This window comes from Rhodococcus sp. DN22 (assembly GCF_036669995.1).
In the GTDB taxonomy this organism is placed as follows: domain Bacteria; phylum Actinomycetota; class Actinomycetes; order Mycobacteriales; family Mycobacteriaceae; genus Rhodococcus_F; species Rhodococcus_F erythropolis.
Genome location: NZ_CP133326.1, coordinates 3,556,601 through 3,569,546 on the forward strand (window position 1 = coordinate 3,556,601; position 12,946 = coordinate 3,569,546).

Below are 12,946 nucleotides of genomic sequence, written 5' to 3' on the forward strand. Positions count from 1 at the left end.
ATCGGCACCTAGTCGGATCGGACCACTCCCCGATCAGCCCGTGCCCGAATCCGTTCGTAGAAGACCTCCACGTCGGCTGGTAAACACGGTGCCGTCCCTGGGGTCTTCAACATCGCAGCCCCGGCTGCAACACCGAACCGAACCGCATCCATCAGCGAACGCTGATGGATGAGCGAATACACCATCCCCGCAACCATGCTGTCCCCCGCGCCCACACCACTGATCGATACGACGTCCACCGACGGCACACACTCACACATGTCGGCAGTCACCAGCAAGGCTCCAGCGGCTCCAAGCGAAACGACCACCACCTCCGCAACCTTCTGCGCAACAATAGTTCTCGCCGCGTCGACTTGCTCCACCCGAGTCTCGAGGGGGCGGTCGACCCATTCACGAAGCTCGCGGATACTCGGCTTGACAAGAAAGACACCACTGTTCAATGCGCGCAATGCAGCGCCAGAGGTGTCGACAACCAGCCGCGCCCCGGTTCCCTCCAGGTAATCGACCAACCGCTGAACAAAACCTGCACCCACCCCCGGTGGCAAACTGCCGCTCACGACAACATATCCGGAATCGACGGCGAACTCACGCACTCGCACGAGACACGATTCCACCTCTGCAACGGTGAGAATCGGTCCAGGCAACACAAAACGATACTGCTCACCTGTCGACTCGTCATCCACGGTGAAACTCTCGCGAGTCGATCCTGAGACGGGCTCGGCCCAATACCGTACTTGTTCACCGATCAGAAGGTCCTCGACTGCCAGGCCGCAATGACCTCCCGAGGGAAACACTGCCATCACGTCGCCGCCGAGCACCCGGAGCACTCGCGCGACGTTCAATCCGCCGCCGCCGGGATCACGACGAGGTGCCGCACAACGCACCTTGTCTGTCGTGTGGACGGTACGCGCGCTGGTCGCTATGTCGAGTGCCGGGTTCATCGTCACCGTCACGACGCGAGAGTCACTCTGCTCCATGTAGTTTCACTTCCAGATGCAGCGTTGATCCATCACGACGAAGCGAATTCGCCCAACCACGGTCACGAATGACCTGCAGCATCGGTGCGTTCGCACCCAAAATTTCGGCCACCATACGCCGTGCCCCATGCAGGTAGGCTTCATCCTCGAGCCGCTTCAAAATCGAAGTCCCGATTCCGTGCAGCCGGTCGCCTTGCGCAACCACGAGGGCGAACTCCACCGTAGTCGGCGAAACCCTTTCCAACGCAACATAGCTTCCGACCCCCACCAATTCTTCGCCGATGAAGGCACCCAGAGCGCATCGCCGATCGTTGCACTCGCACAGTTGATCGGAAAAGGTGGTGAGTTGCTTCGGCTGCGGTCCGAACCACCGCATGTACGAATCATGTTGGTCAAGATGCTCATGGAACCGTTGAACAGCAACCGCGTCGGATGGTCCGAGACACCGGAGAGTTGCAGTGCCGATTCCGCTGCCAGTGGCGGCCATCGATCATCACCTGATTCGGCTGGGGATACTTTCCGATTGAACCGTGCCGTTGCCTTCAGTGGGCAGAGCCTTTTGTCATCGAATACCGTCCTTCGCCCCTACCCGCGCCGGCAGCCCATGCGCGAAGCTCAAACGTGGAGGAATACCGATGACGCCCGCAAGGAGGATCCATGACTGATACGGGATCTCCCACCGACCTGACCAGCGAACAATTCGTCATCGACCGAGACGGACTTGACGAGCTGATCACGGTGTTGATCAGCGAAGGTTACCGCGTCATCGGGCCGACTGTCCGCGACAGCGCTATTGTCCTCGACACTCTCGACTCCGGTGATCAATTGCCGACGGGATGGGGTGTCGATACCGCCCCTGGCCTGTATCGTCTACGGAGGAGAGCAGATTGTGCCGTCTTCGGTCACTCCGCCGGCCCGCAATCGTGGAAGCAGTACCTGCACCCGTCGCGGCAACAACTCTGGAGCCAATCCACGGACGATACATTCCACGCACCGCCGACCGAACCGGTCCGATACGCATTTCTCGGCGTACGTGCGTGCGACCTGGCAGCGATCGGCATACTCCAGACAGTGCTCTCTGCTGGCGGAAAGGCGGCAACAAATCTATTCGAGGGTCTTTTCGTGATCGCAGCCAACTGCACGGAACCCGGCGGCGTGTGTTTCTGTGCGTCGATGAACACCGGCCCGAAGGCCAAAACCGGCTACGACCTGTGTCTGACCGAAAGGATCGACAACGACGGCCACCGATTCGTCACCGGGGTCGGCACCACGGAAGGATCACGGATACTCACGCTGGTCCGCGGTAGGCAGGCAACCGACGAAGAAACGACCGAGGCCGCAGGCGCTGTCGCCGACGCAGCAGATCACATGGGTCGGCAAATGCCAGACGTCGATCTTCGCGGCATGCTCCGCGACGCACGGGACGCCGATGTCTGGACGGACGTCGCGTCACGATGCTTGACGTGCGGAAACTGCACGATGGTGTGCCCGACGTGCTTCTGCACTACCACCGAGGACGTCTCCGATCTTGCGGGCGACAATGTCGAGCGATGGCAGCACTGGTCGTCATGTTTCGACCTGGACTACTCACAACTGCACGGTGGCGCAGTACGTGTCAGTGGTGAGAGCCGGTACCGACAGTGGATTTCTCACAAGTTGGGCACCTGGCACGACCAATTCGGTTCGTCCGGGTGCGTCGGTTGCGGCCGATGCATCGACTGGTGTCCAGTGGGAATCGACATCACGGCGGAAGCGGCACGCCTAACCGGCGCTTTGACTGAGGAACCCGACAGCGATACCGGTTGTCCCTCATGAACGATCACGCCTGCGAGCAGCGCCCAAGAGAAATCGAAGGTCTGGCCGACGATCAACGGTCTGAACTTGCTGCCTTCTCACGCGAGGTTCAGCTCGCGCCCGGGACCGTGGTGTTCCACGAAGGCGACTCCGCTGACAGATGTTGGTTTCTTCGGACCGGCCGGATTACGCTCACCACCAGAATTCCCGGACGTGGCGAGGAAACTGTCGAAACACTTTCTGCCGGTGAAATCTTGGGTGTGTCCTGGTTCCGCCCACCTCGACAGTGGCAATGGACAGCGACCGCGGTCACTCACGTGACAGCAGTCGAAGTCGACGCCACCATGTTGCAATCTGTCGCCGAGAGCGATCCGGATCTCGGACGGGCGATCTACTCGATACTGGCGGACACACTACTCCACCGATTGCAGGCAACACGCGCGCGCCTGCTCGATCTCTATGCACGCGAACATGTTCGGTGAACAACTCGTCCCGACGCCGTGCAAGGTTGTTGCCCGCCGGGACGAGAACAGCGATACCTCGACCCTGACCCTGGCCGCGCCCTCGCAGTCGTTCCCCGGGTTCCGCCCCGGCCAATTCATGATGGTCTACGCACGGGGGGTGGGCGAGATTCCGCTGTCGATCAGTGGGGACCCAGCTCACGCCGATCACACAGTGGTTCATACTGTTCGGGCTGTCGGTGCCGTCAGCCGCGCGCTGCACGAAGCCTCCATCGGTGACATCGTAGGTGTCCGGGGACCTTTCGGAACGGGATGGGATCTGGATTCCGCCAAAGACGATCTGATCGTCGTTGCAGGAGGCGTCGGGTTGGCGGCGGTACGTTCTGCAGTCTTGGAGGCACAGGCCTGCGGTCGATTTCGTCGAGTTGTCCTCAGCGTCGGTGCTCGCCGACCATCCGATCTCCTGTACCGCCCAGATCTCGACACATGGAGCCGGGGAGACCTGGTCGACCTCGAGCTGTCCGTGGACGTGGCAGAACCTGACTGGCAGGGTCATGTCGGATTTGTCACGCAGTCCCTGAACCGCCTCGTTCTCGAGCCCGGTCGCACGACGGTACTGCTGTGCGGCCCCGAACCGATGATGCGGATGTCGGCTCGGACCATGATCGGCCAAGGCGTTGAGCGCGAGAATATTCGAGTATCACTGGAACGGAACATGCAGTGCGGGACCGGAGTGTGCGGGCACTGTCAACTCGGCGAACTCCTCCTCTGTCGTGACGGTCCGGTAGTCGACTACCACGCGGCCGAGCCACTTCTCGCAGTGAAGGAGCTGTGATGCCCTCACCCACCATGGCGGTATGGAAATTCGCATCCTGCGACGGATGCCAACTGACTCTGCTCGATTGCGAGGACGAACTACTCACTTTGGCCGACGCCGTTCACATCTCACATTTCCTCGAGATGTCGAGCGAGGTGGAAAGCGGTCCATACGATCTCTCACTGGTCGAAGGCTCCATTACCACCGCTGCCGACATCGAACGTATTCATGCCATCCGCGAGAATTCCCGGCATCTGGTGACGATCGGCGCCTGCGCCACTTCTGGTGGGATACAGGCTCTCCGGAACTTTGCGGACATCGCCGAGTTCATGTCCGTGGTCTACGCGAGCGGCGAGTACATCGACACTCTCGCGACGTCCACACCGATCGCAGACCATGTCCCGGTCGATTTCGAACTACGCGGCTGCCCCATCGATCGACGGCAGCTCCTCGAGGTGATCTCGTCGTATCTGACCGGGCGGAAGCCGAACATCCCGGACACCAGTGTCTGCGCCGAATGCAAACGACGTGGCCTCACCTGCGTCATGGTCGCCGACAGCACACCGTGTCTGGGACCCGTGACCCATTCCGGCTGCGGCGCGCTGTGTCCGGCACAGTCGAGGGGTTGCTATGGATGTTTCGGTCCATCAACCCACCCGAACTTGATTGCAATGGCGGGGTGGCTGCGCACCCGCGGGATGACCGGCGAGAGTATCGAGCGCGTCTTCTCGACATTCAACGTTGCCTCCCCCGAGTTCGACGGGATCAGGCGAGATGGACAGTGAAACGAACACGGATACCACCCGACTGACGCTCGGTTCCCTCGCCCGTGTCGAAGGGGAAGGCCGCCTGGCGTTCACGGTCCGACACGGCCGGGTTGAAGCCGCAGAGTTGAACATCTACGAACCCCCTCGATTCTTCGAGTCATTTCTCCGGGGCCGCGATTTCCGCGAGCCTCCCGACATCACGTCCAGGATTTGCGGAATCTGCCCTGTCGCTTACCAAGTCAGCGCCTGCAACGCGATCGAGCAAGCATGCGGTGCGCACCTCACCCAACCGATTCTCGATCTGCGACGACTTCTGTATTGCGGCGAGTGGATCGCCAGTCACACACTGCATATCTACTTGCTGCACGCCCCTGATTTCCTGGGCGCGTCCGACGCGATCGAACTTGCCCGTATCGCGCGTCCCGACGTCGAACGTGGGCTTACGTTGAAAAAGGCGGGGAACGCGATTCTCGACATGATCGGTGGCCGATCGATTCATCCGGTCAACGTACGCCTCGGCGGGTTCTACCGAACGCCGACGCCCAGTGAACTCGCGCCCCTCGCCGAACAATTACGCTGGGCACTCGACGATGCTCTCGCGACCGTGCAGTGGGTATCACACTTCGAGATCCCAGATGCCGAGGTGGATACCGAACTACTCGCACTGGCTCAGCCAGGCCGCTACGCGATCGAAGACGGCGTGTTGACAACCACATCCGGATCATCGTTCGCGCCGGAGGAATTCTGCGATCACGTCGCGGAACGGCAAGTTCCGCATTCGACCGCGCTGCACGCGCACCTCGACGGCCAGGCGTATCTCACCGGACCGCTGGCTCGATACAGCCTCCACTCCACCGAACTCTCGGAGACCGCTCGTCAAGCGGCCACCGAGGCCGGCTTGGGAACAGTGTGTCGCAACCCGTTTCACAGCATTGTGGTCCGCGCCGTCGAGACAGTGTTCGCCGTGGACGAGGCACTCCGCCTGATAAGTGAGTATCACCGCCCGGAATCGCCGTACGTCGACGTGTCACCCCACGCCGCAACCGGGTACGGCGTCAGTGAAGCCCCCAGAGGCGTGCTGTACCACCTCTACCAACTCGATTCCGAGGGCCGAATCCTGCGGGCCACAATCATTCCGCCCACCTCGCAGAACCAGGCAGCAATCGAGAACGACCTCCGCAACACCCTCGCCGCGAACCTCACGCTGACAGACGCCGAACTGACCGAACTGTGTGAACGGACCATCCGAAACTACGATCCCTGCATCTCGTGTGCCACTCATTTCCTCGACGTGACAATCAACCGCAAATGACTGTCACAGTGGTCGGAGCCGGCAACGAATTCCGCCGAGACGACGGCGTAGGACCTGTGGTGGCGCGAACGATACAAAGCGAGCACCGAGCCGGCGTGAACGTGGTCATCGACAACGGTAGTGAACCTTCAAGGCTGCTCGAAGCATCGACAAGGTCGGATCTGGTGATCATCGTCGACGCTTCAGTCTGTGCTCCGTCTTCCGGCAGCAAGGCGCAACCTGCCGGAACAATTCGTCGGATCACGGATTGGTCGAGAGAGCACTCCGGAATACTCGCCAGCTCACACGGACTGGGCATCCTAGAGGCGCTGGCCTTGGCTGCCGCGCTCGGCCGAGAACCCCACCGCGTGGTGATCTACACGATCGAAGCACACGACACCGGCTACGGCATCGGACTTTCACCCTCCGTTGCAGCTTCTGTCTCTGCGGTACTGTCTCTGATCGCAGCCGAAATCTCCGACGTGCAATCTCGGGATCTACCTCCTGGATGGTAGCGACCAGGTTAACGGAGGCGTGGTTGTGACCTTTGCCATCGATTGGCGTCGTTCGCCTCTACTCGGCCGATCTTCACCGGACGAAGCTGAAACCACACCGGCTTCGAAATGGCCTTGAGGATTGCACATCAAGCGACAGTGATGCGTGAACGGAACATGACAAGTACACCACCACAGCCGAATTGACACCCAGGAACCTCGACAGAGGAGGAATCTGATCGTGAACGAGAAGCATTGGACAGTCGACATAACCATCGACGAGCACACCGCCGAAGAAGGCAACCGGACTCGGGCCATCGCACGCCTTCGCTCGAGGGACGATACCCACATCGTCGGATCCGGTTTCGCTCGGTGTAACCCATCGGATCACGATGTGCCCGAGATCGGTGACGAGCTCGCGGTCGCGCGTGCTCTTTCCCATTTGGCCCGTCAACTGATCGAGGCGACCGCTGCAGACCTCGAAAGTGTCACGCACGAACCCGCCCACCTGAACGCCTAGCGACATCTCGGGAAGATGTCGAAATCGTAGAAATCGTTGTCGACCAAGGAGATAGCGATGTCGGACAAACTGACTCCCCTCGATGCAGCCTTCCTCGAGGTCGAGGACTCCGATCGACACGCGAATCTCTCCATAGGCGCGGTTGTAGTCGCCGAAGGACCCACACCCACCGACGACGACTTGATCGAGAGACTAAGCACCCGAATTCGATCCCTCCCCCATGCTGCGGATAGGATTCACGCCATCCCGCTCGATCTTGCTGCACCTACGTGGGTCCCTGATCCGAATTTCGATCCAGCTCGCCACTTCACACGGATCGGAGTGCCGAGTCCAGGGCGAATGCACGACTTGACGGACACCGTCGCGTGGATCATGTCCGAACGACTCGATCGCGATCGTCCACTGTGGCAATGCTGGTTGATCGAGGGCCTCGAGGACGGCCGCTGGGCAATCCTGGTCAAGGCCCACCACTCTCTCATGGACGGTGTTACCGGGGCCCGATTGTTCGACGTATTGTTCGACGAACCTCTCACCTCCGGACCGCCAACGGACGAGGAAGTACCGAAAGAACCAGAGTCGCTGTGCGGCAAAATGATCGGACTCTACTGCTCGACACTCCGGGCGCCGCAACGGTTGGCTCGCCGGTCCGTCCGGATCGCGGAGGGTACTGCCCAGTTGGCAGGCGATCTGCTGATCCCGAGCGCGAACGGTTCCCTCAACGGGCCGATCGGACATCAACGGCGATACGGGACAGCACAGGTGCGAATGCACGATGTAAGAACTATCTGTTCCGCCTTCGATGTCACCGTGAACGACGTTGCGCTCGCGTGTGTGACCAGTTCGCTGCGCTCACTTCTCCTTCACCGCAAAGAAGACGTCAGCCGACATGCCGTGAGGACACTCGTCCCGGTTTCTGTTCGGGCATCGAACACCGCCACGTCGTTCCACAACCAGGTCTCGCTCATGCTTCCCTTCCTTCCCGTCGATATCGTAGATCCACTAGACCGCTTGCAGACGATCCACCGCAGACTCTCCCGGCACAAGAACGGCGGTGAATCAGGCAGTGGACAAACGATCACGGCAGCTGCTCAGTACGCACCATTCATGTCCTCCGCCTGGTTCATTCGTCTCGCGATGCGCTTTCCTCAGCGAAGTATCGTCACCGTAGTCACGGACATTCCGGGTCCGACCGAAAAGGGCCGACTGCTAGGGCGTGAAATCATCGGTATCTATCCGTACGTACCGATTGCAGTGCGGTTGCGACTCGGATTCGCAATCCTCAGCTACCACGATCAACTCGCATTCGGAATCACGGCTGACTACGATTCGGTCTCCGAAGTCCAACTTCTCTCATCGTCGATGGAACAGGAAGTCGACTCCCTACTGCGTTCCACGCGGAGCCCCTCGCCCGCCGGCGGATTTCACTGATTCGGTCCCGAATTCGATTCATCCGGTCCACAGTCACGCAGTGGCAGGGTCCATCCGTGACGCCCGGCGTGTGCACCACAATCGATCGCCGGCTCGTTTCGTCCTTCAGTGAGCAACGCTTCCAGGGGCGAAATCTACAATCTCGATGACTAGGTCAGTCGGACAGTCGCGCCCGGCCGGAGTTGTACCACTCGACCACGGCATTCGATCTCGATCGGCGGCTGGTTGCCGACCCCGGCACTGACTTGCACTTCTCTCCCATTGATTCGCAGATGCAGGCGGTGGCCCCGGTAGAAGATGGGAAACTCGAGAACTCCGAGTGGTTTCGGCCAATGCGGGGAAAAGATCAGGCGGTCGCCGCGGGTCTCGAGCCCGGTGAAGCACCTTTGCAGCAAGTCGACGCTTCCCGCCATGGCGGCCAGGTGTATTCCCTCTGCGGTAGTGCCCCCCTGCACATCGGCGATATCGGAACGAAGGGCCAGGTCGAAGAATTCCATCGCACGGTCGCGGTTGGCCCGAGCCAGCACCCAGGAATGGACAACACCACTGAGCGTCGAACCGTGCGATGTACGTGCCATGTAATAGTCGATGGTTGCGGGGATGGCATCACCCACAAACTCATAGCCCAAACCATGGAGGATGCAACGCAACTCGTCAGCGGACAACAAGTAGAACAACATCACTACGTCGGCCTGCTTGGAAACCTTGTAGGAGTTGACGTCGTCACCCTCTGCCTCGAGGAGTCGGTCGAGGCGTTGTAGGTCGCCGTATCGCTGACGATATGCGTCCCAATCCAGTTCAGGAAGGTCCGCGTACCCCTCGAATTGGCTGATGACATCGTCGTGAAACGGGACGAACATCTTGTGCGTAATGTCTCTCCAGCGCTCGATCTCCAGTGTGGGCAGTTCCAGCTTCTGAGTCAGGTCCGACCGGATCTGCAGTGGCACAACATCCAATGCCTCGAGGGCTCGCAGGATCACCCACACCGACATGACATTGGTATAGGCGTTGTTGTCGATCCCGTCACAGGGAGCATCCGGATATCCGGAGTGGAATTCGTCAGGGCCGATGATGCCCTGGATGACATACCGTCCGCGCATCTGGTCGAGTGAAGCGAGATCCGCGTAGAACCGAGCGATTTCCACCAGCATTTCGGCACCGAACTCGATCAGGTATTCCAAATCGCCGGTGACCTGATAGTACTGCCACACGTTGTACGCAATCGCGATGCCGCTGTGATGCTGGCGCCGACTCGGATCCGGGTTCCAGCGCCCGGATCTCGGATTGAGATGCAGTTGCTGGCTCTCTTCCCGTCCGTCACTACCCGACTGCCAGGGAAACATCGCTCCTCGATGACCGGCTTCGATCGCAGCCCGACGGGCCTCCCCCAATCGACGGTACCGATACCGGAGCAAGGACCGCGTCAGCGTAGGCAGGCGCAGGTTCAGCGCCGAAAAAACGAACAACTCGTCCCAGAAGATATGTCCACGATAGGCCTCTCCGTGCAATCCGCGAGCCGGTACTCCGGCGTCGCGGTCGGCGGTGTTCGGCGAGACCGTCTGCAGCAAGTGAAGTAGATGAAATCGGATTACACGCAGTGCGTGACCGTGACCAATGAGGTCGATGCCCATGCGATCCCACAGACTTGCCATGGTGAGAACGTGACCGTCGAGCAATTCATCGAATCGGTCTAGACGAGACAGCCAGCGCTCGGCTTCGTCAGCGGGCTCGGTCACAGCGGGATCACGTCCGGTGAATACCGTCACCATCTTCTCGAGAGTCGCCGAGCAGCCCGCTGCGAGATGCAGAGATATGTCGTGCCCGATCCGCCCTTCTCCTTCTACCCGTCGATACTCAGTCGAAGTCGGTTCGCCATTTCTCCACACCGTATGCCGGGCGGCCATCGCCACCGGTATCCGTGAGCGATTGGTCTGCACCACGAGCAGAACCGCGTTCTCGGATAGCTCTCTGGCCTCCAGCAGTGCGAGGTGTTGAGAGCCGAGTTCGCGATAACGCTCCACCAACCCGTTGCGGACCGTACCGTCCAGTTCCGAACGGATCTCGAGTAGGCCCGCCCAATCTTCAGCCACGATCGTCATCTCGAGAGCACAGGCATGCGGGAGGTGCATGGCAACACATCTCCGCTGGATAACCGTCGTGGTGTATCCCTCAGTGTCGCGCACCCGGAATCGGCGCGTCAGCATTGCCCGGCGAAGATCGACGTACTGGCGGTACTCGAGCACCTCCACAGTATCGATATCGAACCACGGGCCCCCGTCGATCCGGAATGTCACCGGCAACCAGTTCGGCAGGTTGACGATGCTCTCGTTGTCGACTGTGATTCCCGATACTTCGTCCTGCAGGCGGTTGAAGACGCCCGCAGCGTACGTGCCCGGGTAGTGGATGGCCCCGGCACGGCACTCCGGAGCACATCCCCGAGTGGCGAATGCTCCATTTCCGAGGGTGCACAGTGCCTCCCTCAACTTCTCTGTGTTCGGATCGTAGCCTTCGAAGAACACAGTCCAGGGATCGCCGGCGGGTGGCATCGTCTGCGCGCCGCTGCCCAGCAGATCTGCCAACCATTGCACCAATTTACGGACCTGGACGGGACTGTCTACCGCGAACCGAGCAGCCGACCGCCGGTCGCCGTTCTCGAAGTGGCGCACCACGATCCCGACGCCGCGGTCGTGGAGTATGACGAAAGCATCCTCGTCGGTGAAGTCATCGCCGATGTAAATCGGCAGCACGTTGTCGGCATCGACGAGGTGATCGAGAATCCAGTCCAGCGTTCGACCTTTGTCCCAGTTAACGTCGGGGCGGAGCTCGGTCACCATCCGTCCGCGGGTGGCACGAAGCCCGGTTCCACCCCCAACCTCCTGAACCACCGCGGCAGTCTCGGTGCGCCTGTCGAGGTCGGCATTGCGATAGTGGACTGAGAGACCAAACCGCTTGCGTTCCAGGACAACCCCTGGAATACCGGTCAAGCGATCACGTAGAATGTCCGCCGCGCGCTCGAGATTCGGCACCGAGGCCACAGCCAGGTCATTTCGATAGCGCTGCCCGTCCGGCCCGACGATTTCGAAACCGTGACTGCCGGCGTACCAGATTCCGGGCATGCCAACTCGGGTCTCGATGTCCGCCAGATCGCGGCCGGTGATCACGCCGATCGTGCAATAGCGAGTCAGCCTCGCGAGATCTTCCTTCATCCCGTCGACGAGAGTGGCAGCGGCTGGGTCGTTCACGATGTTCGAAAGGGTTCCGTCGAAGTCAAGAAAGACGACAGGTCGTCGGGAACGCAAAAGGGTCGTCAGCTGACCGAGTGATGTGAGAGCTTCCGGTATTTCCGACATTCGGCGGTCGTGACGACGTGGGTGGATCGAAGGCATAGTCATGGACTCGACTCCAACGATTCATCGATGCCGGCGGGAAGCCACTCGTCGCAATTGTCGGACACGATCGGCCACGAAGTATCGCCGGATTCCTTGATACACAATTTCTTTCGATGCCATTCTCTATTCGCCAACGCATTCACCGCCTGGCTGTCGGACCATCAGGAGTGGGCACGGCGTTTTGTGCAGCAAAGCTGTGCCGGTCGAGCCGATGTCCATCCCCACGAAACCGCCCCTTCCTCGGGTTCCGACCACAACGAGCTGGGCATCGGCCGCCAAATCCAGGAGATGCTCAACAGGCCGGTCCCGAACCAGATTCCGCCGCACCCTGACCTCAGGGAATTGCTTCCACCACCTGGACACACTTTCCGCCAGCACCAACCGGCCTGCCTCCTCTACCGCAGCGCGGACCTCGGTCGCCGAATCGTCATGCAGCGTAGACATATCCTGGTCGAAACAAGCGTGCAGCACGATCAGGGACGCTCCACGAAGAGCACATTCTTCGAAGGCGAGACCGATGGCCGGCTCACTGTTCATCGAGCCGTCGACGCCGACTACGACGGGCCCCTCGACGGTCTCGTCCCTTGACCAACCGTCTATCACTGCCACCGGGCATTTCGCTCGACGTGCTACGGCCGCGCACACAGAACCGACAAACCCTCTGGAGTACTCATCGAGCCCGCGACGACCGAGCACGATCATCGATGCATCGGCGGATCGATCGATGAGCGCTCCCGGAGCATACTGACGTGACACTTCCCCGCGGACCTCGATTGAACCGGCGACAGCCTCGGCCCTGGCGATCCCCAGGGCCGTGGCAAGCACTCGATCTGCGCGGTCACGTAGTTCGCGGGCGAGGTCTGGACCATCATTTGTGCGTCGATAGGTCGTGGCGCACACGAGCAGTAGCGGCACGTCACGCAAGGTTGCCTCCCTTACAGCCCACCCCAGAGCATCGCGCGAGTGCTGAGATCCGTCTATTCCCACAATGATCGGAGATCTCGCCAT

General features: G+C 60.5%; 12 protein-coding genes. 8 read left to right on the forward strand and 4 right to left on the reverse strand.

Translation table 11 applies throughout. The features are described from left to right. Window positions 1-8: 8 nt before the first annotated feature. Both RA302_RS16135 and RA302_RS16140 read right to left on the reverse strand, forming a co-directional pair. Entirely contained in the window at window positions 9-977 is a 969-nt protein-coding gene (locus tag RA302_RS16135; RefSeq protein WP_054186599.1) for a 1-phosphofructokinase family hexose kinase, read from the reverse strand. Beyond that, the gene (locus tag RA302_RS16140) at window positions 964-1,353 is read right to left on the reverse strand and encodes a GNAT family N-acetyltransferase (protein WP_231915776.1); all 390 of its coding nucleotides are present in this window, start codon (window positions 1,351-1,353) and stop codon (window positions 964-966) included. The genes RA302_RS16135 and RA302_RS16140 overlap by 14 nt, the downstream gene beginning before the upstream one ends. Window positions 1,354-1,634: 281 nt before the next feature. Here RA302_RS16140 and RA302_RS16145 point away from each other — a divergent pair, with 281 nt between their 5' ends. The 8 genes from RA302_RS16145 (at window position 1,635) to RA302_RS16180 (ending at window position 8,549) form a co-directional block, all read left to right on the forward strand. Beyond that, complete coding sequence (locus tag RA302_RS16145) at window positions 1,635-2,792, forward strand: 4Fe-4S dicluster domain-containing protein (protein WP_054186601.1); 1,158 nt, start codon at window positions 1,635-1,637, stop codon at window positions 2,790-2,792. Further along, window positions 2,789-3,253 carry a cyclic nucleotide-binding domain-containing protein gene (locus RA302_RS16150; RefSeq protein ID WP_054186602.1) on the forward strand — a complete coding sequence of 155 codons (465 nt, stop codon included), beginning with the start codon at window positions 2,789-2,791 and terminating at the stop codon, window positions 3,251-3,253. Before RA302_RS16145 ends, RA302_RS16150 begins: the two co-directional genes overlap by 4 nt. Then, window positions 3,243-4,067, forward strand: coding sequence for an FAD/NAD(P)-binding protein (locus RA302_RS16155; protein WP_054186603.1), 825 nt, complete (start codon window positions 3,243-3,245; stop codon window positions 4,065-4,067). Before RA302_RS16150 ends, RA302_RS16155 begins: the two co-directional genes overlap by 11 nt. Next, a complete protein-coding gene (locus RA302_RS16160) occupies window positions 4,067-4,834 on the forward strand; it encodes an oxidoreductase (RefSeq protein ID WP_054186604.1) in 768 nt (255 codons plus the stop codon). Before RA302_RS16155 ends, RA302_RS16160 begins: the two co-directional genes overlap by 1 nt. Next, complete coding sequence (locus RA302_RS16165) at window positions 4,824-6,128, forward strand: Ni/Fe hydrogenase subunit alpha (RefSeq protein ID WP_054186605.1); 1,305 nt, start codon at window positions 4,824-4,826, stop codon at window positions 6,126-6,128. Before RA302_RS16160 ends, RA302_RS16165 begins: the two co-directional genes overlap by 11 nt. After that, complete coding sequence (locus RA302_RS16170) at window positions 6,125-6,622, forward strand: hydrogenase maturation protease (protein ID WP_020907965.1); 498 nt, start codon at window positions 6,125-6,127, stop codon at window positions 6,620-6,622. Before RA302_RS16165 ends, RA302_RS16170 begins: the two co-directional genes overlap by 4 nt. 214 nt (window positions 6,623-6,836) lie before the next feature. Next, complete coding sequence (locus RA302_RS16175) at window positions 6,837-7,121, forward strand: DUF1876 domain-containing protein (RefSeq protein WP_041815023.1); 285 nt, start codon at window positions 6,837-6,839, stop codon at window positions 7,119-7,121. A 57-nt stretch (window positions 7,122-7,178) separates the two neighbouring features. Next, the gene (locus tag RA302_RS16180; protein ID WP_054186606.1) at window positions 7,179-8,549 is read left to right on the forward strand and encodes a wax ester/triacylglycerol synthase family O-acyltransferase; all 1,371 of its coding nucleotides are present in this window, start codon (window positions 7,179-7,181) and stop codon (window positions 8,547-8,549) included. 149 nt (window positions 8,550-8,698) lie between these two features. On the opposite strand, the gene otsB is transcribed toward RA302_RS16180, so the two are convergent. Beyond that, complete coding sequence (gene otsB / locus RA302_RS16185; RefSeq protein ID WP_070161689.1) at window positions 8,699-11,941, reverse strand: trehalose-phosphatase; 3,243 nt, start codon at window positions 11,939-11,941, stop codon at window positions 8,699-8,701. 120 nt (window positions 11,942-12,061) lie between these two features. Then, window positions 12,062-12,946 (reverse strand): universal stress protein, encoded by an 885-nt coding sequence (locus tag RA302_RS16190; protein WP_054187222.1) that lies wholly within the window; start codon window positions 12,944-12,946, stop codon window positions 12,062-12,064.